Consider the following 23,421-nt stretch of genomic DNA (forward strand, 5'->3'; position numbering starts at 1 on the left):
CACCCTTTTTTGATATAATTATTAAAATTTATGTAATTATACACTAAGGCTATTAAATGATAATTATTCCGGCACGTTTAGCGTCCACAAGATTCCCTCAAAAAGTTTTAGCAGATATCGGCGGTTTGCCTATGGTCGTACGTACGGCAAAAGCTGTCAGCTCCATAGATAACGTTGTCGTCGCAACGGATGACGAGCTTATACTCTCTACATGTAAAGAACACGGTGTCAAAGCGATGATGACTTCTACAACACATAAAAGTGGGACAGACCGCATCAACGAGTGTGCTCAGCTGCTTGATATCGCAGATGATGAACTGATCATCAATGTTCAGGCGGATGAACCGTTTATAGAAACAGATGTCGTAAAAGCACTTATAGACAGACTTAACACACTAAAAGAAAAAGGTGCCCCTTTTATTATGGCGAGCTGTTACAATGCGATAAACAAAGAAGCCGCCCTTGACCCAAACCTTGTCAAAGTAATACACGATGATGATAACAATGCTATCTATTTCTCAAGATCGCCTATTCCTTACGACAGAAGCGGAAATGCTACATATTTCGGTCATATAGGGATTTACGGATTTACGAAAAAGAGTCTTTATGAGTTTTGTAATCTGAGCGATGCTCCCATAGAAGATATAGAAAAGTTAGAGCAACTGCGTGCGATTTTTCATCAAAAGAAAATTTCTATGGTTAAAGTTTCAAGTACTGGATTTGGTATAGATACCGAGGAAGATCTCAAAAGAGCGAAAGAGATATTTTTAAAATAGCTTTGAAAAGTCGTTGGTACGAAGTCTCTAAAGAGCACAAAAAGTGCGAGGGCTTTCTGCCGAAGAAAACCTAGTGTTAACGTAGGTTTGCGGGCTTTGCCCGTAAGCCATATAGAGTTCCTAAGAACTCTAAAACTTAGATATTGTCGCGGATACCAAGATCTGCAACAAGTTTGTTGTAAGCTTCTCTGTTTTTAGCTTTGAAGTAACGCATCAAACGACGACGTTGACCAACAAGTTTAAGTAGACCTAAACGAGATGCGTGATCTTTTTTGAACACTTTAAGGTGAGAAGTTAATTCTTCAATACGGTTACTTAAAAGTGCGATTTGAACTTCACTTGAACCAGTATCGTTTTCACTACGTCCGTATTTAGCAATAATTTCTAATTTTTTAGCCGAATCTAAAGCCATAATAGCCTCCTGAATGGTATAATAATCTAGCTTTTAAAAAGCCGAAGCGAAATTATATCTAAATTTTCTTCAATCTCCTACAACTAGCTCAAATAAATTAGACGGTGTAAAATATTTTTTTGGATATAATACCTATAATTTATAGAATTTTAGGAAATTACCAGCTATGTTAATGACACGTGCGAGCGAATACGCTCTTTTATCTTTAGTTGTTTTGGCCAAAGCTTCCGGACCGATGGATTCGGACACTTTATCTAAAGAACTGGATATCTCAAAAAGTTTTTTATCGAAGATCCTGCAGTCTCTTACAAGACAACATATACTTCAATCATTTAAGGGTGTAAATGGTGGTTTCGAGCTTATAAAAGATAGCAAGGATATCACTATTTTAGAGGTCATGTGTGCTGTTGAAGGGAAAAATCCTGCAGTCTTTGATTGTTCTCCTTCGGAAAGTTCTTGTCCTTCGGATAAAGCAAAAACATGCTCGTTATGGCCGTTTTTAAACAAGCTTCAGGGGAAGATCGACAACTTCTTAGATACATTGACTATCGCAGATCTTATAGAAGAGTGACATTTGGAAAAAAAAGTACCTTTTAGGAAACAGATAAGCCAATCTCTTAACTTTTTAATCGGTCAGCGCGATTTAAGTGTCGTACTTTTTGTCGTCGCTATTATAGCTATCATCATCGTACCGCTTCCTAGCGGTGTACTTGATCTGATGCTTACTATCTCTATAGCTATCGCGGTCTTAATACTTCTTATCTCTTTATATATACCAAAACCGACCGATCTGACGACATTTCCTACGATCATACTTATCGTCACGCTTTTTAGGCTATCACTCAATGTCGCGACGACGAGGATGATCTTAAGCCACGGAAATGAAGGACCCGAAGCGGTGAGTGATATCATCACCAGTTTTGGTAACTTCGTCGTCGGCGGGAACTTTGTGATCGGTATCATCGTTTTTACCATCCTTGTCATCATCAACTTTATGGTTATCACCAAGGGTGCCGGAAGGGTCGCAGAGGTCGCTGCACGTTTTACGCTCGACTCTATGCCGGGTAAACAGATGGCAGTCGATGCCGACTTAAATGCCGGACTTATCGACGATGAGCAGGCAAAACAAAGACGTGCCGAGATACTTCAAGATGCTAACTTCTACGGAGCGATGGACGGTTCTAGCAAGTTCGTAAAAGGTGATGCTGTTGCTGGTATTATCATCACGCTTGTAAACATTATCGGCGGCTTTTTAATAGGTGTCTTTCAACACAGCATGACAGTCGCAAGCAGTGCTTCTACATTTACCATCCTGACTATCGGTGACGGTCTTGTCGGGCAGATCCCTGCTCTTATCGTCTCGACTGCTACCGGTATTATGATCACTCGTTCATCTAGTGACGGAAACAACTTTGCAGAGGGTACCATCAAGCAGATGATGGGAAATGCGAAAAATATGATCATTGTCGGCGGGATCATGATCATGTTTGCTCTTGTCCCGGGTCTGCCTACACTCTCTATGGGATTTGTCGGACTTGTATTTTTGGGACTTGGTTATGCGCTGTATAAATTTGATCTTGGCGAACTGACTATCTTGAACACTCTTTCACCGTCAGGCAAACTCCAAAAAGAACATGAAGAGAGCGATCAGACTGGATCGGCACAAGCAAAAGTACCTGCAAAATCAAATGAAGAGATAGCAAAAGAGGAGGAGGCAGCCCTTGAAGATATCTTAAAAGTCGAGATGCTCGAACTCACTCTGGGTTATCAGCTTATCCGTCTTGCAGATGCCGCACAAGGCGGAGACCTTTTAGAACGTATCCGTTCAATGCGTCGTAAAATAGCTGCCGACTTTGGATTTTTAATGCCGCAAGTCCGCATACGCGATAACCTGCATCTAAAACCGAACCAGTATCAGATACTTTTAAAAGGGATATCTATCGGTGAAGGAACGATCCTTCCCGACAAGTTTCTTGCGATGGACAGCGGGATGGCTACCGGTGATATCCAAGGAGAACCGACGAAAGAGCCTGCATTTGGTCTCGATGCCCTGTGGATATCGCCAAACCAAAAAGAGGACGCGATCATTAACGGTTATACAGTCGTTGACCCTGCGACCGTCATCTCTACACATATGAGTGAACTTGTAAAACGTTATGCTGAAGACCTGCTCACACGCCAAGAGGTACAGTCGCTTATCAACAAGATACAAGAGGACTATCCTGTCGTTGTGGACGATGTACTCAAAGTCGCAAGCATCGGGCTTATCCAAAGAGTGTTTAAGTCACTTCTACATGAGAAGATACCGCTAAAAGATATGCTTACTATTTTAGAAACTATCGCAGATATCGGCGAATATACTAAAAACATCGATATTATCACCGAACAGGTGCGTGCGAAACTCTCCCGTGTTATCACGCAGATGTACTCAGGAGATAACGGCATCATCCACCTGCTGACATTCTCGACGGCAAGTGAACAGCTGATGCTTGAAAAATCAAGCGAGAAAGACGGCATAAGAAACCTTATGCTCAATGTCGGTGAGATAAACAATCTTATCCAGGCTACAAGTCAAAAAGCGACAGAGATACTGCAAAAGGGGATCTCTCCGGTCATCATCATAGTCGATCCTCAGCTGCGCCGTCCGGTTGCCGAGATATTTGAAAGGTTCAGTCTTGATGTCGTGACACTTTCTCATGCCGAGATAGACTCGAACGCAAAATTTGAAGTGATGGGCTCGATCGACATCGCCTAACATTCACGTAAAACTAAAAAAGGAAAAGAATTGAACAAACAAAATATATATCATCTCTCTCATACAGACCTAGACGGTTACAGCTGTCAGCTTGTAATGAGCTACACTCCGCACAATATGAAAAGCTACAACGCTAACTACGGTGCAGAGGTAAAAAGCAGACTTGAAGAGATCTTAGATGATATAAAAGCAAATGACAAACCTGCCGTCATCCTTATAACAGACCTCAACCTGACAATGGATGAAGCAAAGTGGCTGGACAGAGAAGTCAACCATCTTAATGACAAAGGCAGAGAGATAAAGATCATCCTGCTTGATCACCACGGAAGCGGACAGGATAGTGCAAACAAATTCGAATGGTACTATCTTGATACTGCTCGTTGTGCTACAAAGATCACTTACGACTATGCAAAAGAGAACTTTGGATTAAATGATGTAGAGTGGATGCAAAAATATGTAGATATCGTCAATGCCGTCGACCTATGGAAACAAGAGGAGGTATTTAACTTCGAGTTCGGAAAAGTATGTATGCGTCTTATCTCTGAGACGAGAGAGTTAAACCGTGTGACTTTCGGCGATGATGACAGATTTTACAAACTCTCTCTTTTACAAAAAGCGGTCGAGTTTATCGACAAAGAGAAAGCGAACATTGAACTTGATGCTGCCATCCACTCTATGAAAAAAGAGTTCTTTATGGATGAAGAAGATGACACACTGGACAATCTTTCAACTGCTTATATCGTAAATCTTCTTGGTCAAAAAACAGACCAGATGACTATCTATTACAAAGGCTACAAAGGCTTTTTAAGCTACAGTGTCGGAAATACTTCTATTGTAGGAAACGGATTTTTGACTAAATTTGACGATTACGATTTTATAGTCGATGTCAGCTACAGAGGGACGATGAGTTTTCGTGCAAATAACAAAGTGAGCGTGTCTCAAATAGCAAAAGAGTGGGTAGACGGAGGCGGACATCCAAACGCTTCAGGCGGACGTATAAACGGCTTTAAAGAGCAGTACAGATACGACAAAGTAAAAGAGCAGATACAAAGACTTATTGCAGACAGAGAATCTGTTGCAGGTGATTTAGAGTACAAGAAAGAGAGTTGATCTCTCTTATCTTAACATGTAAGCGTCTCTAGTTATTTATAAAATATCTCTCGACGCCGTTTGCTATGCCGTGAGCAAGATGTTTTGAGTATGTTCTATTTACCAGCATCTTTGCTTCTTTAGGGTTGGTTATAAATCCTACCTCGACAAGGACAGCGGGCATCTGCGCACCGACAAGAACCCAGAACGGCCCCTCTCGTACTCCTGCATCCACAACATCTTTATAGTGTTTTCTCAAGTTTCCAAGCATTCCGCGCTGCAGGTCGATCGCCAATTTATTTGATGCGATGCGGTTGAGATTTGTCGTGAACTTCAAGAAGGTCGATTTGCCGTAACCGTTCATATCCGAAAGATCAGCCGAGTTCTCCAGTTCCGCAACAGATGTCGCTCTTTTACTTCTTGAAGGAGAGAGAAAATATGTTTCTATTCCGCAAGCTTTTTCAGCTTTAGAACTGCAGACTGCATTTGCATGTATGGAGATGAAAAGATCGGCATCTTTTCTATTGGCATATGCCGTACGCTCTTTTAGTTTTATAAAGACATCCCTGCTTCTTGTCATATAGACTTTATATCCGCGTTTTTTTAGAGTCTCCGTCAGCTCTTTTGCAATGCTTAAAACCAAGTTTTTCTCATAATAGTGTCTATACCCTATCGCGCCGGAATCTTTTCCGCCATGACCCGGATCTATAACTATGACCTTGTTTTTATCTGCTTTAGAGACTTTCGGGCTGCTTTGAACGGCTTTTGGAGTATATTGTTTCTCCTCTTTTAAAAGCAGACTGATCCTCAGATCATTCCCCTCAACGTTAAAATGCAGATTTAATTTATCTCTGTCTTCAAACACCAATCGCACTGTCTTTGAGTTGAATTGATTTAGTTTGATGCGTGATACACCGCGTTTTGTAAGAACTTTACTCTGAGATATAAATGAGGAATCGATATCAAACACATATCTGTATCTGTTATGTTTTTTATCATGCAGCACGAAGTATTTTATCTGATCTCCTTCAAGATCATTGTTAAAGCTCAGGATCAGATCATTACCGTTCCATTTGACGGACTCTATTTTTGACATCGATTTTAATGAAACTGATTTTACTTTCTTACTTGCTTTGCCGTCTGAAGTCTTATATTTTTTATTTGAATTTGATTCTCTTAACTCTTGTGAATATTCAGAGACATCTATATGAAGTTTTTTCCCGGTGACGACTATCCCGTTTAATGATTTTACTTTGAGGGACTCATCCCCCTTCATTATAGAGCGAAGGTAAAGGTTTTTGTAGTCGTTGTATGCTCTAAAGAGGTCATTGGTCTTACCGGACCTAGCTAAGCCATCTGCCCTTTTTAATATATCCTGATTCGTTGCCGCACCAAGTAAACATGCCAATAAGAGAAGGGATAGAAGAGCTCTAAACATTCAAACGTTATTCACCGTTTACCAGTTTGTCCATCAGCTCTTTTACAGAGATAAGCTTATCTAAGCGATAACCGTTGCTTCCAGAGAAAAAGAGTCCGAACTCAAGATCACCGTTATAAGCATCACTGAGTCTGTCCGCTATACAAAAACCGACAGCTTTAGCTTCGACACCGCGATGACAAGGAGCGACACAGTTAGATATACATTTGATCGCAGGGCCTTCTCTTTTTTCTACCAAAGCCGTGAGGTTTGTCTTTACACCGCGGGCAGGATACCCGACAGGTGAAGACATAAGCTGTATATCTTCCTCTTTAGCGTTTAACAGGACCTCTTTAAAGTTCTCATGTGCATCACATTCATGTGTACCGATAAATCTTGTACCCATCTGAACGCCTGCCGCTCCAAGAGCCATCATCTCGTCTATATCTTTTTTATCCCAGATCCCTCCGGCAGCAAATACCGGTATGTCTCCCCATTTTTTAGCTTCTTCTACAACCGGTGCTACCAGATTTTCTAATTGAAACTCTTCCATTGCACACTGTTCATACGTGAAACCTTGGTGTCCGCCGCTTTTTGGACCTTCTAGTACAACGGCATCGGGAAGACGGTTATATCTTTTTTGCCATCTTTTACAGATGATCGCCAAAGCTTTAGGAGATGAGACGATAGGTACAAGTGCTACATCGGGATAATCTTCTGTAAACTCAGGCATGTTCGTCGGAAGTCCCGCACCTGTGATGATGATATCTATTCCAGCTTCACAAGCATCTTTGACGACGCGTCCGTAATCATTGATAGCATAAAGAATGTTTGCCGCAAGTGGTTTTTTACCGCATATTTTTCTTGCGTTTTTGATGATCGCCGTCAAACCCTCTTTAGAGTAAAAGTTTTCAGCTTCTAAAGGTCTTTGTGCGACAAGACGTTTTGCATAAGTTTTATCTTCATAGTAGCCTGTTCCAACTGCACTGATAACACCTAGTCCACCCTCTTTTGATACGGTTCCAGAAAGCTTATCCCAGCTTATACCGACACCCATACCACCTTGAATGATAGGTTTTTTTATCGTATATTTTCCTATTTTTACAGATTTATAACTCATTATTTCACCCTTGCTTTTGCAAACTTTCTTTTTCCGACTTGTAAAATATACTCGCCACTATTCATCTGTAACTGTTCATCTTCTACTTTATCTTGGTTAATTTTAACAGCACCTTGCTTAATATCTCGACGCGCTTGAGAAGTTGACGGTTCTAATTTACATTCGACTAAGGCTTTTGCGATCCATATAGGCGACTCTGAAAGTTCGAACTCTTCTATATCAGTCGGTATCTCATTGTTAGCATGTACTTTTTCAAATTCAGCTTTTGCAGCTGCCGCCGCATCTTTTGAATGAAATCTTTCGATGATCTCTAAAGCTAGATCTTCTTTAACTTTTTTAGGATGCAGTGAACCGTCGATAACACCATTTTTCAATGCCTCTATATCATCTAGGCTCTTCGCACTTAAAAGCTCATAGTATCTCCACATAAGCTCATCGGAGATACTCAGTACTTTTCCAAACATATCATTTGGTTCATCCGAAACACCGATATAGTTGTTAAGAGACTTACTCATTTTTTGAACGCCGTCAAGACCCTCTAAAATAGGCATCATTAGTACAGACTGCTCTTTTCCTATCTCATAAGCACGCTGAAGATGACGACCCATTAAAAGATTGAACTTCTGGTCTGTTCCGCCTATCTCGACATCACTTTTTAGATGAACACTGTCATAGCCTTGAAGAAGCGGATAGATAAACTCGCTGATAGAGATCGATGTCCCGCTTTTGTATCTTTTGTCAAAGTCATCGCGCTCCAGCATTCTTGCTACGTTGAAAGTAGTCGTAAGAGAAAGCATTCCCGAAGCACCAAGAGCGTTGATCCACTCAGAGTTAAAGACTACTTCTGTTTTTTCAGGGTCTAGTATCTTAAATACCTGGTCTTTATAGCTTTTTGCGTTTTCTTGTATCTCTGTTGCGCTTAGTGTCTTTCTTGTTGCACTTTTGCCTGTCGGGTCACCGATCTGTGCTGTAAAGTCACCGATCAGAAACTGTATCTTCGCTCCATATTTTTGAAAAGTAGCCAGTTTTTGCAGAAGTACGGTATGTCCTAAGTGAAGATCCGGTGCAGTCGGGTCAAAACCTGCTTTTACTGTGTAAGTTTCACCCTTTTGGAAATAATTTGTTACTAATGTCTCTATACGCTCATTATCTATTATCTCTGCACAACCCCGACCTATCTCTCTTAACGCCTCTTTTATCATCTTTATCCTAATTCTTAATCTTTCTTATAAACGTCATCTGTTCTTACCAGATTTATTACTTTAACTTTTTTCTCAATTTTACCCTGTAGATGATAAATGTTTGCTTCTGTGGAGTGAAAATCGATCTCACAATAGTGTACATGATCCACTTTTTCCTTCCCTAACACAATACTCATAATATCTATATCCATCTTCGCCAGATATGTCAGAAAGTTTGCAAGCGCACCCTTTCCGTTTTGAAGACTGACGATGATATGGTAATGGTAGACTTTTTTATCTTCCCATTTTACATATACCATCGGAACGTTCTCTTTTATCTGATGCAGAGCATTTTGACACATCTTATGGTGTATATGCACCTTTGAACCGTGAAGTATCCCGACTATCGGATCACTCATCTTAGGGTGGCAGCAATAATCGAAGATCAAACCGCTTATAGATTTGTTACTTATGACTTTTACACCTTGATAAACCGACTCTTTGAACTTGAACTTTCTTCTTGTCAAAAAGTTGGTAAATCGTTTGTTTTGACTTAGTTCCTCGACATATTTTGCAATAGTCTCTTTTAGCTGATTGAGATCATTTGGAATTCTCAGTCTTGCTTCGCCGCAGTTATTAGCCGTAAACCACTCATCGACACGTGAGTTATTCAATCCCATGATAGTAGCCACGATACTTATGCTCGTCAGAGAGTCTATATGCTTGAACTTTGAGTTACAAAGAGCTTTCATATATGTCTTCGCTCTAGAGGTCTGAACGGCATCCAGCCAGCTGCATCTGCTGATAGGTTCTTTTTCCGTGATGATATTGACGATATCACCGTTTTGCAGTTCGGATAACAAAGAGACTTTCTCCTTGTTTACCATACATGAAGATGCACAGTCGCCTATCTTAGAGTGAACTGCATAAGCAAAGTCAAGTGCAACCGCACCTCTTGGCAGCGTATAAGCGTCCCCTTTTGGTGAAAAGACACTGATATCTTCACTGTAAAGATCATTTTTTATCATCTCATAGAAATCTTCTACAGACTCGTTTTGGTACTGAAGATTTTTCAGCCAGTCAAGATTGATCTCATTCCCGCCGTTTTTATATTTCCAGTGGGCTGCGACTCCATACTCTGCCGTTTTATGCATAGTAAATGTACGTATCTGTACCTCAAATATGACATAGTTAAAAAAGACAGAGGTATGGATCGTCTGATAGCCGTTTTCTTTTGCTATAGCGATATAGTCTTTAAATCTTGATGCCAAAGGCTTGAAATGAAGATGGATAATACCAAGTATCTTATAACAGTCGATCTCGCTTTTTGCAAGGATCCTGATAGCAAGAAGGTCTAGGACTTCATCTATCGTTATCCCTTTTCTTTGCATCTTAAGATATATCGAGTACTTATGTTTTACACGGCTGAGTATCTCAAAATCATCTTCACAATAGCCGTTTTGGATCAAGAGTTTTGAGACAGACTGTTTAAAGTCATCGAGTCTTGTCTCCAACTCTCTGTAGTTCGTGTCCAGATAGTTATCTATATAATGTTTTTCCTCTTTAAACAGATATGCAAAGCTCAAGTCTTCAAGCATATTCTTTAAAAAAGAGATACCGAGTCTGTGCGCTATCGGTCCGTAAACGACTAAAGTCTCTTCTGCTATTCTATGTTGTTTATAAGGTGCCAGTGCATCTAATGTCAGCATATTGTGAAGTCTGTCGCAGAGTTTTACGACAAGAACTCTTACATCATGAATACTTGCGACAAGCATCTTTCTAAATGAGAGTGCTGATACTATGAGTTTTTCATCTGATGATGAAGGGATAAGTTCGGCATCGCGGATGATATCTATCTTTGTCAGACCTTCGACAAGATGAGCGACATCAGGACCGAAGCGTTCTGCTATCTCATCAACTGATGTGTCCGTATCTTCGACAATATCATGTAAAAGTGCAGCGATCGCCATCGCTTCGTCATTAGTGATCGTAGCGACTATTGAAGCAACGAGTATCGGATGGATTATGTAGGGTTCACCACTTTTTCTAAACTGATTTTCGTGGGCTTTTGCAGAGAAGTCAAGAGCTTCTTTTAACTTCTCAGAAGGCTGTATCTGCTTATAAAGGTAATCTGTTGCCGAGTCAACAGTATGAAGATGTTTTATCTTTTCTAAATTTAATCGGCTCAAGATCTTACTTTAGAAGTTATTTTTTGTCAAAGCCTTTTATAACGACAAGGCCCTCAGCGATTTCCATTAATGCTAAATCAGATGCTTTGATTGATTTTGGGTCAATGTTAAGTTTACTTGGACTTCCGTTTAAAAGTTCATCGGCACGTTTTGATACGGCAATAGCCAATACATATCTATCTATTTTAGCTACTTCTAACGCTTTTGCAGTTAATTCTTCTACTCTCATTGTTAAAACCTTTTATTTGATTTATCTAGAATAACTTATCTAACTATAGAACAGTTTTTCATATTTCCATTTATGATATCAAGCAGATTACCCGCTTTAAACATATCACAAACAACTATTGGAAGTTTGTTATCTTTTGCAAGTGCAATAGATGTATCGTCCATAACGTTTATATGATCATTTAGTGCTTGATCGTAAGTCAAAGTATCAAGCTTAACGGCATCATCAAACTTGTTTGGATCTTTATCATAGACACCGTCGACTTTCGTTGCTTTTATGATCATGTCTGCACCGATCTCAACCGCACGAAGTGTCGCTGCCGTATCTGTTGTAAAAAACGGATTTCCTGTTCCTGCAGCAAATATAACGACTCTGCCCTTTTCAAGGTGACGAACTGCACGACGGTTGATATAAGGTTCGGCGATCTGCTCCATTTTAATAGCTGTCTGCATACGGACTTGAAGACCTGTGTATTCACACGCTTCTTGCATAGCGACACCGTTGATAACCGTCGCCAGCATACCCATATAATCACCGGATGTACGTTTAATGATACCATCTTTTGCTGCAGTTACACCACGAATGATGTTACCACCGCCGATCACTATACCGACCTCAATACCTGCATCAACTAAAGATTTTATCTCACCTGCAATATACTTTAGGATCTTGGTATCAATACCATGCCCGGCTTCACCGGCTAAAGCTTCACCGGAAAACTTAACTAATACACGTTTATTGGTCATTCAGCACCCTTATATTAAATCACGCAATTATATATAAAAATCGCTTTAAAAAGGCTTTTAGAAAATCTCTTTTGGAGAATTTAATATGAGTTTATCCTAACTAAGATACAATATCCATTAAAATTAGAACCGATTGGAAAGCTGGATGCATAAAGAATATTTTTTAGATTTTGATGTAAATTTAGACACATTTATCGATGATTTGTCATCAATTATTGATCAAAACAACAACAAAATAAACGAATTACTAAGTATTAAAGAGAAAACATTCACAAACTTTGTGAAGCCTTTTGAGATGATGGATGAGAAACTCGATCAATTTTTTACACCCTTATCGCATATAAACTCTATTAAAAATTCAAAAATGACACAAGAAGTCTACTCTAAATCACTTCCTATCATCACGGAATATTCAACTAAACTGAGTCAAAACCTTGATATCTACAAAGCGTTAAAAGAGATCTCAGAAAATGAAAAAGACCTTAATGATGAACAAAAAAGAGTCTTAGAACTAAACATCCAAAACTTCGAACTAAGCGGTGCACACCTGGATGATGATACAAAAGAGAAACTCCAAAAGATCCATCTTGAACTAAACGACCTCTCAAATAACTTCTCGCAAAACCTTTTAGACGCAACGAACGAGTTTGAGTATATCGTCGATGAAAAAGATGTCGAAGGAGTCCCTGCCAGCGATATAGAGGAGCTAAAATTTGACGATAACGGTACGACAAGATACAAGCTAAACCTTCAAATGCCGACATATATAGCTTATATGACCTATGGTAAAAATCAGGCGATTAGAGAGGTGTTGTATAAAGCATATACGACTAGAGCTCCTCAAAATGCCGAGATAATCGACAGACTTTTAGAGTTAAAACAGGAGATGGCAAAACTCTTAGGATTTAACAACTACAGCGAATACTCCATAGCATCGAAGATGGCACCTTCTACGGATAAGGTCGTAGAGTTCATACAAAAGCTTATAGACTCTTCTATAGAGCAGGCAAAAAATGAGCTGGTCGAACTAAAAGAAGTAACCGATGAAGAGATCAAAAGTTACGATATGGCTTACTACAGTGAGATCCTAAAACATAAAAAATATGACATAGACGAAGAGCTTTACCGTCCTTACCTAGAACAAAATTCGGTAGTAAACGGTCTTTTTGAGTTCTTAGAAAAACTTTTCGGCTTTACATGTAAGAGTGTCGATGTTCCGCTTTGGGATGAAAAAGCCAAGGCATATGACGTATATCTAAATGACAAGATAACAGCCAGAATATATATGGATCTAGAGTCAAGAAAAGATAAACGCGGCGGTGCATGGATGCATAACTGGCAGACACACTGCAAGGATGAAAATAACGAAGAACAGCTGGCTTCTGCGTTTGTCGTATGTAACTTTCCGCCATCAAGCAAAGAAAACCCTTCTCTGCTCCGTCATGATGACGTAGTGACGCTTTTCCATGAGATGGGACACACGATCCATCATATTCTCTCTCAAGTGAATGAAAACGAAGTCAGCGGCGTAAACGGCGTTGAATGGGATGCCGTAGAGTTTCCTTCACAACTGCTTGAGAACTTTGCATACGAACCTCAGGTGCTCAAGATGTTTGCAAAACATCATAAAACAGGTGAAATACTGCCTGATGAGATGATAGAAAAACTGATCCTCTCCAAAAACTTCCAATCTGCTCTTTCTATGCTGAGACAGCTGGAGTTCTCACTCTTTGATTTTAAACTCCATATGGACAACTATAAAGGGGAGGAAGTACAAGATCTTCTAGACGGTATACGAGAGAAAACGGCCCTTATAAAACCGCCTTCGTACAACAAGTTTCAAAACGGATTTTCCCATATATTCGCCGGTGGATATGCAGCGGGATACTACAGCTATAAATGGGCTGAAGTCCTGAGTGCAGACACATTCTTTCAGATAGTCGACGAAGGTATATTTGACTCGAAAACAGCCAAAGGCTACCTTGATATCGTACTAAAAAAAGGCGGCAGCTACAGTATGCAGAAGCTTTTTGTCGATCTTATGCAAAGAGAACCTGATGTAAATAATCTATTAAGGTTAAACGGCATAAAATAGATGAGACTATTTGTATTATCTATACTGCTTGTATCAATTTTATATGGAGATAAAGTGATAAAAATCGCAACATATAACGTAGAAAATCTTTTTGATCTGAAAAAATCGGGATATGAGTACAAAGAATATATACCAAATACTGTTTCACAGTGGAACCAAAAGACATATGACATCAAGATAAAGCATACTGCAAAGGTCATAAAGGACATTGGAGCAGATATCATAGCTTTACAAGAGATCGAGTCTCTTGAAGCACTTAAAGACCTCAAAAATAGACTTAAAAGAGATGGTTTATACTATCAGTACTATGCGATAGCCGATGCAAAGAACACGACTGTAAAAGTCGCACTGCTAAGTAAATATAAGATCCTTTATAAAAAAGAGACTCCTATAAATGCTACCTTCAGATACAGAAACATATTAGAAGCAAAACTGGATATCGATGGAGAGCCGCTATATATATTTGTAAACCACTGGAAATCAAAAGGCGGTAAAGAGAACGAAAGAGTCCTCTGTGCAAAAAAACTCTATCAGAGGATAGAAGAGATAGGCTTTAACAATAACATCATCGCTCTGGGTGATTTCAACTCAGACTATGAAGAGAACAAAAGACTCAATAAATGGCACAACAACACAAACGGCATTACAGGGATAAACAATATACTCCATACTGATGAACTCACAACAAAAGCATCAACAGCTCTTACATGTAAAGATTGTCTCTACAACCTATGGTACGATACAGCCGAAGGCAACAGATACACCTATAAATTTAAAAAGAGAAAAGAGGCACTCGATAATATCATCGTAACACCCTACCTATTAAAAAACAAGAACTTCCACTATATCAGCGGATCTATAAGTCATTTCACAACAGACTACCATGTCGTAAAAGGGAAGATAAACAGATGGCAGATGAGTAGAAAAAAACCTAAAAAACATTTAGGAAAAGGCTACTCCGACCACCTACCTCTTACTGCTGAGTTTCTTGTAAAATAGTTTTACATGTAAGCTTTTTCTTTCATACTTTTTGTCCGCAAAAAGTAAGCAAAAACTCTGCAACGGCTTCGAGCCTAACTTCGTTAGGTTCCTAAGAAATAGTAACTCCATTCCAATTTCTCAGCTCTGCAGATGTTACAACCGACATAAATGCTAGACTAATAATAAGGATAATTCTATTGAAATAAGTATGAAAAAATAAAAATAAAAAGGTATTCAAGAGCTAAGTACTTGATAATAAGGTTTTAAAAGTGATTAGTGATTGATAGTAATTGAAGTAGTAAATCCGATAACTAGGCGGCGACCTACGTTTCCACACCTGAAAGGTGCAGTATTATCAGCGATGGGAGGCTTAGCTTCTGGGTTCGGAATGGGGCCAGGCGTTTCCCTCTCTCTATAGCCACCTAGACAATCGGATATAAAAGCACCTAGATGCGCTTATATCCAATTGCTATGGATTTACAGGGGGTTTAGTATTGTTAAAGTCAACAGGTCGTATTACAACAACAGACCACTCTTACACTAAGTAAGGCAGTGAGCTAAAAAAAAGACGAACGTACTATTAGTACTGGTCAGCTAAACAGATTACTCTGCGTACACATCCAGCCTATCAAGCTTGTAGTCTTCAAGCGTACTTCAGGGAAAGTTCATCTTGGAGTTGGCTTCCCGCTTAGATGCTTTCAGCGGTTATCACATCCGTGCGTAGCTACCCAGCGATGCTCTTGGCAGAACAACTGGTGCACCAGTGGCACGTCCAACCCGGTCCTCTCGTACTAGGGTCAGCTCTCCTCAACTTTCCTACGCCCACGGAAGATAGGGACCGAACTGTCTCACGACGTTCTGAACCCAGCTCGCGTACCGCTTTAAATGGCGAACAGCCATACCCTTGGGACCTGCTCCAGCCCCAGGATGCGATGAGCCGACATCGAGGTGCCAAACCTCCCCGTCGATGTGAGCTCTTGGGGGAGATCAGCCTGTTATCCCCGGCGTACCTTTTATCCTTTGAGCGATGGCCCTTCCACACAGAACCACCGGATCACTATGACCGTCTTTCGACTCTGCTCGACGTGTATGTCTCACAGTCAGTCCGGCTTATGCCATTATACTCTACGGTGGATTTCCAACCCACCTGAGCCGAACTTTGTAAGCCTCCGTTACTTTTTAGGAGGCGACCGCCCCAGTCAAACTACCCACCAGACATTGTCCTCGCACGAGATAATCGTACCAAGTTAGCTATCAGAATATTCAAGGGTGGTATCTCAACGATGCCTCCGTAGACACTGGCGTATCTACATCAACGGCTCCCACCTATCCTGCACATGAATATCCCAATAGCAATGTCAAGCTATAGTAAAGGTGCACGGGGTCTTTCCGTCTTTCCGCGGGTAGGAGGAATTTTCACCTCCACTACAATTTCACTGGATCCCTGGTTGAGACAGCTCCCATCTCGTTACGCCATTCATGCAGGTCGGTATTTAACCGACAAGGAATTTCGCTACCTTAGGACCGTTATAGTTACGGCCGCCGTTTACTTGTGCTTCAATTCAATGCTTCGCAGAGCTAACAAATCCTTTTAACATTCAAGCACCGGGCAGGCGTCACACCCTATACATCCTCTTACGAGTTAGCAGAGTGCTGTGTTTTTGGTAAACAGTCGGGAGGGACACTTTGCTGCGACCTTTTCTTGCTCCAAGAGTAAATCTCTTCACAATAAAGGCACACCTTATACCGAAGATACGGTGCTAGTTTGCAGAGTTCCTTAACCAGGGTTCTTCCACGCGCCTTAGAATACTCATCTCACCCACCTGTGTCGGTTTACGGTACGGGCAACGGCTGTTCTCGCTTAGAGGCTTTTCTCGGCACGACAGTATCAACGATTCAACTCGCTCTCCGAAGAGATTGAATTGCCTGTAAGATCTCGGAATATTGCAGCACGGATTTGCCTATGCTACTTCCTACGTCCTTCGACCCACTATTCCATCAGTGAGCTCGTTTAACTCTATGCGTCCCCCCATCACTCAAATGAACAACCGTCGGTATCGGAATATTAACCGATTTGCCATCGTCTACCCCTTTCGGACTCGACTTAGGTCCCGACTAACCCTACGATGACGAGCATCGCGTAGGAAACCTTGGGTTTACGGCGAAGGGAATTCTCATCCCTTTTATCGCTACTCATGCCTGCATGCTCACTTCCAAGCGCTCCACCACTCCTTACCGGTATGGCTTCTACGCTGCTTGGAACGCTCTCCTACCACTCATAGTAAACTATGAATCTAGAGCTTCGGTGTACATCTTAGCCCCGTTATATTTTCGGCGCAGAATCGCTAGACCAGTGAGCTGTTACGCTTTCTTTAAAGGATGGCTGCTTCTAAGCCAACCTCCTGGTTGTCACAGCAACTCCACATCCTTTTCCACTCAGATGTAACTTTGGGACCTTAGCTGCTAGTCTGGGTTGTTCCCCTCTTGACGATTGATTTTATCACCCACCGCCTGACTCCCGAGGTTGCACATACAGTATTCGGAGTTTGATAGGGTTTGGTACCGCGGTAGGCAGCCCTAGCCCTGTCAGTGCTCTACCCCTGTATGCTAATGCTCGAGGCTATACCTAAATATATTTCGGAGAGAACCAGCTATCACTGAGTTTGATTGGCCTTTCACCCCTATCCACAAGTCATCCCGAGACTTTTCAACGTCAATGGGTTCGGTCCTCCACTGGCTCTTACACCAGCTTCAACCTGCTCATGGATAGATCACTCAGTTTCGGGTCTGCAGCATCTGACTATGTCGCCCTATTAAGACTCGCTTTCGCTACGGCTTCGCGTTCGCTTAACCTTGCCAGATACCACAACTCGCAGGCTCATTATGCAAAAGGCAGTCCGTCACACTTATATATAATAGTGCTCCGAATGATTGTAAGCCATAGGTTTCAGGTTCTATTTCACTCTGCTCACCGCAGTTCTTTTCACCTTTCCCTCACGGTACTGGTTCACTATCGGTCTGGTAGTAGTATTTAGGATTGGAGGGTGGTCCCCCCTGCTTCAGTCAAGATAACACGTGTCCCGACCTACTCTGGATCCTGCTAGCTTATCGTCGATTTCGATTATGGGGCTATCACCCTCTATGGCCACTCTTTCCAAAGTGCTCATCTATCGACTCAAATGCCGTATGCAGTCCGCAACCCCAAGTGCAAGCACTTGGTTTGTCCTAATCCCATTTCGCTCGCCGCTACTATGGGAATCTCGTTTGATTTCTCTTCCTTTGGGTACTGAGATGTTTCACTTCCCCAAGTTCGCCCCCCGTAGGGTAACATGACTCGCGCCATGCTGGGTTGCCCCATTCGGATATCCCCGGATCAAAGCTCTTTGGCAGCTCCCCGAGGCTTTTCGCAGCCTAATACGTCCTTCATCGCCTCTACCAGCCAAGGCATCCACCTATGGCCCTTAATATCTTTTTTCTAAGTTGATCTATTTCTAGATCGTGCGCTCACTGCCTTACTTAACATAAGACAGTGATCTGTTGTAGTTGTAATTTCAATCCATAGAATCGCTTCTATTTCTTTACTTTAGTTGACTTTAACAATAATAATTTAATGAACTTCTTAGACTTAAAAGTCTAATATCAAATCTATACTCATAGTTCTGATATTAAACTTCTTCTCTACTCTCTTCTTTAAGCACTTATAACTCAAATGGTGGGCCTACCAGGACTTGAACCTGGGACCTCACCCTTATCAGGGGTGCACTCTAACCAGCTGAGCTATAGGCCCGAGAATAATCTAAATGTGAATGAACTTAGATCACTGAAAACTAAGCAAGTAAACAACTTAATAACTAACATCTCGTGTGAGATTTTCTTTGTATTGCATCTAAGAAACGAATCTTAATGCTTACTCTAGAAAGGAGGTGATCCAACCGCAGGTTCTCCTACGGTTACCTTGTTACGACTTCACCCCAGTCGCTAATTCCACCGTAAGCGGTAGCCCCCCGAAGGTTAGCTTCCCGATTTCGGGTGAAATCAACTCCCATGGTGTGACGGGCGGTGAGTACAAGACCCGGGAACGTATTCACCGTAGCAATGCTGATCTACGATTACTAGTGATTCCAGCTTCATGCTCTCGAGTTGCAGAGAACAATCCGAACTGAGAGACGCTTTAAGAGATTGGCTCCACCTCGCGGTATCGCAACTCTCTGTACGCCCCATTGTAGCACGTGTGTAGCCCTGGCCGTAAGGGCCATGATGACTTGACGTCGTCCTCACCTTCCTCCTCCTTACGAAGGCAGTCTCGTTAGAGTGCTCAGCCGAACTGTTAGCAACTAACGACGAGGGTTGCGCTCGTTGCGGGACTTAACCCAACATCTCACGACACGAGCTGACGACAGCCGTGCAGCACCTGTTTTCAAGTTCCCCGAAAGGCACTTCCGTATCTCTACAGAATTCTATCAATGTCAAGGCCAGGTAAGGTTTTTCGCGTATCTTCGAATTAAACCACATGCTCCACCACTTGTGCGGGTCCCCGTCTATTCCTTTGAGTTTTAATCTTGCGACCGTACTCCCCAGGCGGTTCACTTAATCTGTTAAGTGCATCACCGAGATGACAAGCATCCCGACGACTAGTGAACATCGTTTAGGGCGTGGACTACCAGGGTATCTAATCCTGTTTGCTCCCCACGCTTTCACGCCTTAGCGTCAGTTATGTTCCAGGAGATCGCCTTCGCTTTCGGTATTCCTAGTGATATCTACGGATTTTACCCCTACACCACTAATTCCATCTCCCCCTCCCATACTCTAGGTTACCAGTTTCAAGTGCAGTTCTACAGTTAAGCTGTAGGATTTCACACCTGACTTGGCAACCCGCCTACGCGTCCTTTACGCCCAGTGATTCCGAGTAACGCTTGCACCCTCCGTATTACCGCGGCTGCTGGCACGGAGTTAGCCGGTGCTTATTCATTAGGTACCGTCATTTTCTTCCCTAATAAAAGGAGTTTACACACCGAAATGCGTCATCCTCCACGCGGCGTTGCTGCATCAGGGTTTCCCCCATTGTGCAATATTCCTCACTGCTGCCTCCCGTAGGAGTCTGGTCCGTGTCTCAGTACCAGTGTGGCGGATCATCCTCTCAAACCCGCTACCCGTCATCGCCTTGGTGAGCTCTTACCTCACCAACTAGCTGATAGGATATAGTCTGATCCCAAAGCGAAAAGACATTTCCCGATTAAGCTTGAGCTTAAAAGGTGTATCCAGTATTAATCACCGTTTCCAGTGGCTATCCCGGTCTTTGGGGCACATTAACTATATATTACTCACCCGTGCGCCACTCGTCAGCAAAGAGCAAGCTCTTCCTGTTACCGTTCGACTTGCATGTGTTAAGCACGCCGCCAGCGTTCACTCTGAGCCAGGATCAAACTCTCCATAATTGGTTTGTCTAATCTTTGCCCAAGATTGAAAAATCATTGGCTTCGCCACTATCCGAAGATAATGGTCTTTTATGTATGTATCTAAACATATATATAATATATGAATAGACGGTTGTGTTATTAGTTATTTAAGTAAACTCAAAAACTGCTAACTTTCGTTAGTTATCTTGTCATTTACTTGCTTAGTTTTCAATGATCTCAAACTAGAAAAACTTTCGTCTCTCAAGGCCTAAACTTTAGGTCTCATCGTTTGTGGACGGGAATTATAGGAAAATTTTAATTCAATGTCAAGAGGTTTTCCAAAGAATTTTAGAGAAATTTTTAAATTTGTTGATTTATGTAATTTTTACCCTCTTTTTTCATTACCTTTTCTTATAAAATGAATATCCTTACTCTCTTCCCTTTAATATTTATCTCTTTTATCTTCGATATCTTCTTATCAAAACATTCTCTTTTGATCGCGACATATGAATCTTTTTGTAAAATATCTATATCACCTACTGAATCTTTATCCAATCCGAGTGTCTTTATGAAAGTTCCGACTATATCGCCTGCACGGATTTTGTCTTTTTTACCTGCAAGAAGATGAAGTGTTATATATTTTGCCTGGATAGGTGATTTGCTATTATATGTAAGCTCTTTAATATCCAGCTCGTCTATATCCGTTTTTATCAGCTCTTTTACAGCGTTTAGATATTTGAGGCTAAAATCATCATAGAGACTTATGCTCACACCTTCATCGCCTGCTCTTGCCGTTCTCCCTACTCTATGCAGATAGACTTCAGGATCATGCGGTATGTCATAATTGATGACTAACGATATGTTTTTAATATCTATACCGCGGGCTGCAAGGTTTGTCGTGACTAGTATAGGTATGCTTTTGTTGGCAAACATCAGCAGCATCTCATTTCTGATATTTTGCTCTAAGCCGCCGTGAAAGAACTCCGAATCAAAACCGTCACTGTAAAGTCTGTGTGTCAGCTCTTCGACTTCAAGCTTCGTGTTGCAGAAGATGATTGCCGAATCGGGTCTGTATGAAAGCAGTACGGTTTTTAATGTCTCGTACTTATTGTTTTTATCTACTTTACATATAAACTGTTTTAAAAACTTTTCATTATCTTCTTCGATGGTCACAGTTTTTGGCGTCTTCATAATGCTTGATACAAGTTTTTTGATGTTTTCAGGATACGTCGCCGAAAAAAGAAGCGTTTGAAGTTTTGACGGAAGTTTTGTCTTAATATATGAGATGTCGTCAAAAAATCCCATATCAAGCATCCTGTCCGCTTCATCAAGTACCAATATCTTGATATGGCTGAGATCAATACTCTCTTTACCTATATGATCGATGATGCGCCCCGGAGTACCTACGACTATATGAGCACCTTTTTCTAACGAGCGTTTTTGGTTTGCGAAAGAGTCTCCACCGTAGATCGTCACGATCTTCACGTTATGTTCCGAACGTGCGAGTTTTCTTAGCTCCGATGCAACCTGTTCACTCAGCTCACGAGTGGGGCAGATGACTAAAAACTGGATGTTGAAATCCTTAACATCCAGGTTATGAAGCAGACCTATACCAAAAGCTATGGTCTTTCCACTGCCTGTCTTTGATTTTGCGACAAGGTCTTCACCTTGAATAATAATAGGAATCGCTTGTTCCTGAATCGGAGTCATACTTGTAAAACTTAATGAATCTAAATTTTTTAGCAACTTATCTGAGATATTTAATGTAGAGAAACTTTTTTGCGGCATTTTAAATCTTTCTTGAAAGTATAACATCATATTGGCATAGATAATGCTACAATTAAATTATGTACATATCAACATACAATAGTTATATAAATCCTACTCAGCCCTATAACAAACAATCAGCTGCACAGACAACAAAAGCGCAGAGCAGTTTTAAAGAGCAGTTTCTATATAAGACTATCGATACTTACAATGCCCCGAAGTCTTTTCCTGTTGATTATATAAATAAAGAGAGTACTTTTTTTAACAAACTTCGTATGCAGCAAGAGATCTCATCAGATAAAGAGATCGCTAAAAGTCTGGATGAAAGCTTAAATGTAAGCAGTTTTGATATTTTAAAAAAGAGAGAAGGTGCTTACAAGCAAGCTACATATAAAGTAACTGCACAGCAAAACAAAAGTTACCCGTTAGCGCCAAAACTCGGGAGTACCGATTTTAGCGTACAGAAATCAAATATTGCAAATATCTACTTACAGAATGATGCATATTTTCATCAAAGAGCCGTTTAAAGTTTTTCTATAATCTTTGTAACGACGGCAGCGGGATCTTCCGCTTTATATATCGGACGTCCAACCACGATAAAGTCTACCATCGCTGAGTGTGCATAATCGATATCTGCAACACGCTGTTGATCGCCTGCATCTTCACCAAACGGACGGATACCCGGAGTCAGCGTCATAAACTCTTTTGATGTTATATTTTTTATTGATTCACTTTCAAATGCACTGCAGACGACACCGTCAAGACCGCTTTCATATGCATCACGGGCGAACTTATCCGCTTTTGTTGCTATGCTTTCATTGTAAACATAACTAAACTCATCCTCATTAAAAGATGTAAGTGCCGTCACTGCTAGGACAATAGGACGTTTTTCATAGCTTTTTAGTCTGTCCATAACCGTAGTCATCGCACGTTTACCTGCACTCGCATGGACATTGAACATATCTACGCCAAGCCCCATGATAGATTCTGCAGCATCTGCCATAGTGTTTGGTATATCATAAAGTTTCAGGTCTAAAAATATTTTAAAATCCGGATTTATCTCTTTTATAGCTTGTATGAACTCCGCACCGTCACGGATATATGAGCGAAAACCGACTTTTAGCCATACATCATAATCTTTTATCTTTTTTACTAATTCTAAGTTTTCTTCTTTGCTCGGCAGGTCAAGTGCTACACATAATTCCATATTAACTCTTTTATATCTATTTTCTGTGAAATTATACCATTTTTACGGAGTGTTGTTTTTA

At 41.1% G+C, this 23,421-nt stretch carries 16 protein-coding genes, 1 tRNA gene and 3 rRNA genes; 7 read left to right on the plus strand and 13 right to left on the minus strand.

Annotated features, from left to right (window positions below; genetic code table 11):
* Positions 1 to 56: 56 nt before the first annotated feature.
* Positions 57 to 776: a 3-deoxy-manno-octulosonate cytidylyltransferase gene (gene kdsB / locus WCX87_RS08275; RefSeq protein WP_345979150.1), complete on the plus strand. Its 720-nt coding sequence runs from the start codon at positions 57 to 59 to the stop codon at positions 774 to 776.
* A gap of 136 nt (positions 777 to 912) precedes the next feature.
* Here the strand turns inward: kdsB and rpsO are convergent, their stop codons facing one another.
* Entirely contained in the window at positions 913 to 1,188 is a 276-nt protein-coding gene (gene rpsO, locus WCX87_RS08280; protein ID WP_345979151.1) for a 30S ribosomal protein S15, read from the minus strand.
* A gap of 166 nt (positions 1,189 to 1,354) precedes the next feature.
* On the opposite strand from rpsO, the gene WCX87_RS08285 reads away from it, so the two are divergent.
* The 3 genes from WCX87_RS08285 to WCX87_RS08295 are packed head-to-tail and all read left to right on the plus strand — an operon-like array spanning position 1,355 to position 5,053.
* Complete coding sequence (locus WCX87_RS08285; RefSeq protein WP_345979153.1) at positions 1,355 to 1,759, plus strand: Rrf2 family transcriptional regulator; 405 nt, start codon at positions 1,355 to 1,357, stop codon at positions 1,757 to 1,759.
* A 3-nt stretch (positions 1,760 to 1,762) separates the two neighbouring features.
* Positions 1,763 to 3,943, plus strand: a complete 2,181-nt coding sequence (flhA, locus tag WCX87_RS08290; protein WP_345979155.1) for a flagellar biosynthesis protein FlhA — start codon at positions 1,763 to 1,765, stop codon at positions 3,941 to 3,943.
* Between the two features lie 30 nt (positions 3,944 to 3,973).
* Positions 3,974 to 5,053 carry a phosphoesterase gene (locus WCX87_RS08295; protein ID WP_345979157.1) on the plus strand — a complete coding sequence of 360 codons (1,080 nt, stop codon included), beginning with the start codon at positions 3,974 to 3,976 and terminating at the stop codon, positions 5,051 to 5,053.
* Positions 5,054 to 5,081: 28 nt separating this feature from the next.
* Here WCX87_RS08295 and WCX87_RS08300 read toward each other — a convergent pair whose 3' ends face one another.
* Genes WCX87_RS08300 through pyrH form a run of 6 tightly spaced genes read right to left on the minus strand, consistent with a single transcriptional unit; the run spans position 5,082 to position 11,914 of the window.
* Positions 5,082 to 6,470: an N-acetylmuramoyl-L-alanine amidase gene (locus WCX87_RS08300; protein WP_345979159.1), complete on the minus strand. Its 1,389-nt coding sequence runs from the start codon at positions 6,468 to 6,470 to the stop codon at positions 5,082 to 5,084.
* Positions 6,471 to 6,477: 7 nt separating this feature from the next.
* Complete coding sequence (locus WCX87_RS08305; RefSeq protein WP_345979161.1) at positions 6,478 to 7,569, minus strand: nitronate monooxygenase; 1,092 nt, start codon at positions 7,567 to 7,569, stop codon at positions 6,478 to 6,480.
* Positions 7,569 to 8,771, minus strand: a complete 1,203-nt coding sequence (tyrS, locus tag WCX87_RS08310) for a tyrosine--tRNA ligase (protein WP_345979162.1) — start codon at positions 8,769 to 8,771, stop codon at positions 7,569 to 7,571. Before tyrS ends, WCX87_RS08305 begins: the two co-directional genes overlap by 1 nt.
* A 14-nt stretch (positions 8,772 to 8,785) precedes the next feature.
* Positions 8,786 to 10,939 carry a RelA/SpoT family protein gene (locus tag WCX87_RS08315; protein WP_345979163.1) on the minus strand — a complete coding sequence of 718 codons (2,154 nt, stop codon included), beginning with the start codon at positions 10,937 to 10,939 and terminating at the stop codon, positions 8,786 to 8,788.
* A 16-nt stretch (positions 10,940 to 10,955) separates the two neighbouring features.
* Positions 10,956 to 11,168: a DNA-directed RNA polymerase subunit omega gene (locus tag WCX87_RS08320; protein WP_345979164.1), complete on the minus strand. Its 213-nt coding sequence runs from the start codon at positions 11,166 to 11,168 to the stop codon at positions 10,956 to 10,958.
* Between the two features lie 35 nt (positions 11,169 to 11,203).
* Positions 11,204 to 11,914 (minus strand): UMP kinase, encoded by a 711-nt coding sequence (gene pyrH / locus WCX87_RS08325; RefSeq protein WP_345979166.1) that lies wholly within the window; start codon positions 11,912 to 11,914, stop codon positions 11,204 to 11,206.
* Positions 11,915 to 12,059: 145 nt separating this feature from the next.
* Here pyrH and WCX87_RS08330 point away from each other — a divergent pair, with 145 nt between their 5' ends.
* Positions 12,060 to 14,009 (plus strand): M3 family metallopeptidase, encoded by a 1,950-nt coding sequence (locus tag WCX87_RS08330; protein ID WP_345979168.1) that lies wholly within the window; start codon positions 12,060 to 12,062, stop codon positions 14,007 to 14,009.
* 54 nt (positions 14,010 to 14,063) lie between these two features.
* Entirely contained in the window at positions 14,064 to 15,008 is a 945-nt protein-coding gene (locus tag WCX87_RS08335) for an endonuclease/exonuclease/phosphatase family protein (RefSeq protein ID WP_345979169.1), read from the plus strand.
* 292 nt (positions 15,009 to 15,300) lie between these two features.
* Here WCX87_RS08335 and rrf read toward each other — a convergent pair.
* The 5 genes from rrf to dbpA all read right to left on the minus strand — a co-directional run bounded on the left by rrf (position 15,301) and on the right by dbpA (position 22,174).
* A 5S ribosomal RNA gene (gene rrf / locus WCX87_RS08340) occupies positions 15,301 to 15,416 on the minus strand.
* 133 nt (positions 15,417 to 15,549) lie between these two features.
* Positions 15,550 to 18,465, minus strand: a 23S ribosomal RNA gene (locus WCX87_RS08345).
* Between the two features lie 235 nt (positions 18,466 to 18,700).
* A tRNA-Ile gene (locus WCX87_RS08350) sits at positions 18,701 to 18,777 on the minus strand.
* Positions 18,778 to 18,906: 129 nt separating this feature from the next.
* A 16S ribosomal RNA gene (locus WCX87_RS08355) occupies positions 18,907 to 20,425 on the minus strand.
* The 16S, 23S and 5S rRNA genes sit together here with 1 tRNA gene alongside, the layout of an rRNA operon.
* A gap of 372 nt (positions 20,426 to 20,797) precedes the next feature.
* Positions 20,798 to 22,174, minus strand: coding sequence for an ATP-dependent RNA helicase DbpA (gene dbpA, locus WCX87_RS08360; protein ID WP_345979170.1), 1,377 nt, complete (start codon positions 22,172 to 22,174; stop codon positions 20,798 to 20,800).
* Positions 22,175 to 22,233: 59 nt separating this feature from the next.
* Between dbpA and WCX87_RS08365 the strand changes: the two genes are divergently transcribed.
* Complete coding sequence (locus WCX87_RS08365; RefSeq protein WP_345979171.1) at positions 22,234 to 22,680, plus strand: hypothetical protein; 447 nt, start codon at positions 22,234 to 22,236, stop codon at positions 22,678 to 22,680.
* Here the strand turns inward: WCX87_RS08365 and pyrF are convergent.
* On the minus strand, positions 22,677 to 23,360 hold the full coding sequence (pyrF, locus tag WCX87_RS08370) for an orotidine-5'-phosphate decarboxylase (protein ID WP_345979172.1): 684 nt from the start codon (positions 23,358 to 23,360) through the stop codon (positions 22,677 to 22,679). The genes WCX87_RS08365 and pyrF overlap by 4 nt on opposite strands.
* Positions 23,361 to 23,421: the final 61 nt, after the last annotated feature.

Origin of the sequence: Sulfurimonas sp. HSL3-2, from assembly GCF_039645965.1 — a bacterium.
GTDB classification, from domain to species: Bacteria; Campylobacterota; Campylobacteria; order Campylobacterales; family Sulfurimonadaceae; genus Hydrocurvibacter; species Hydrocurvibacter mobilis.

Coding starts and splice junctions, on each gene's coding strand:
- kdsB (WP_345979150.1), top strand. CDS start 57: ATGATAATTATTCCGGCACGTTTAGCGTCCACAAGATTCCCTCAAAAA.
- rpsO (WP_345979151.1), bottom strand. CDS start 1,188: ATGGCTTTAGATTCGGCTAAAAAATTAGAAATTATTGCTAAATACGGA.
- WCX87_RS08285 (WP_345979153.1), top strand. CDS start 1,355: ATGTTAATGACACGTGCGAGCGAATACGCTCTTTTATCTTTAGTTGTT.
- WCX87_RS08300 (WP_345979159.1), bottom strand. CDS start 6,470: ATGTTTAGAGCTCTTCTATCCCTTCTCTTATTGGCATGTTTACTTGGT.
- WCX87_RS08305 (WP_345979161.1), bottom strand. CDS start 7,569: ATGAGTTATAAATCTGTAAAAATAGGAAAATATACGATAAAAAAACCT.
- tyrS (WP_345979162.1), bottom strand. CDS start 8,771: ATGATAAAAGAGGCGTTAAGAGAGATAGGTCGGGGTTGTGCAGAGATA.
- WCX87_RS08320 (WP_345979164.1), bottom strand. CDS start 11,168: ATGAGAGTAGAAGAATTAACTGCAAAAGCGTTAGAAGTAGCTAAAATA.
- pyrH (WP_345979166.1), bottom strand. CDS start 11,914: ATGACCAATAAACGTGTATTAGTTAAGTTTTCCGGTGAAGCTTTAGCC.
- WCX87_RS08330 (WP_345979168.1), top strand. CDS start 12,060: ATGCATAAAGAATATTTTTTAGATTTTGATGTAAATTTAGACACATTT.
- dbpA (WP_345979170.1), bottom strand. CDS start 22,174: ATGCCGCAAAAAAGTTTCTCTACATTAAATATCTCAGATAAGTTGCTA.
- WCX87_RS08365 (WP_345979171.1), top strand. CDS start 22,234: ATGTACATATCAACATACAATAGTTATATAAATCCTACTCAGCCCTAT.
- pyrF (WP_345979172.1), bottom strand. CDS start 23,360: ATGGAATTATGTGTAGCACTTGACCTGCCGAGCAAAGAAGAAAACTTA.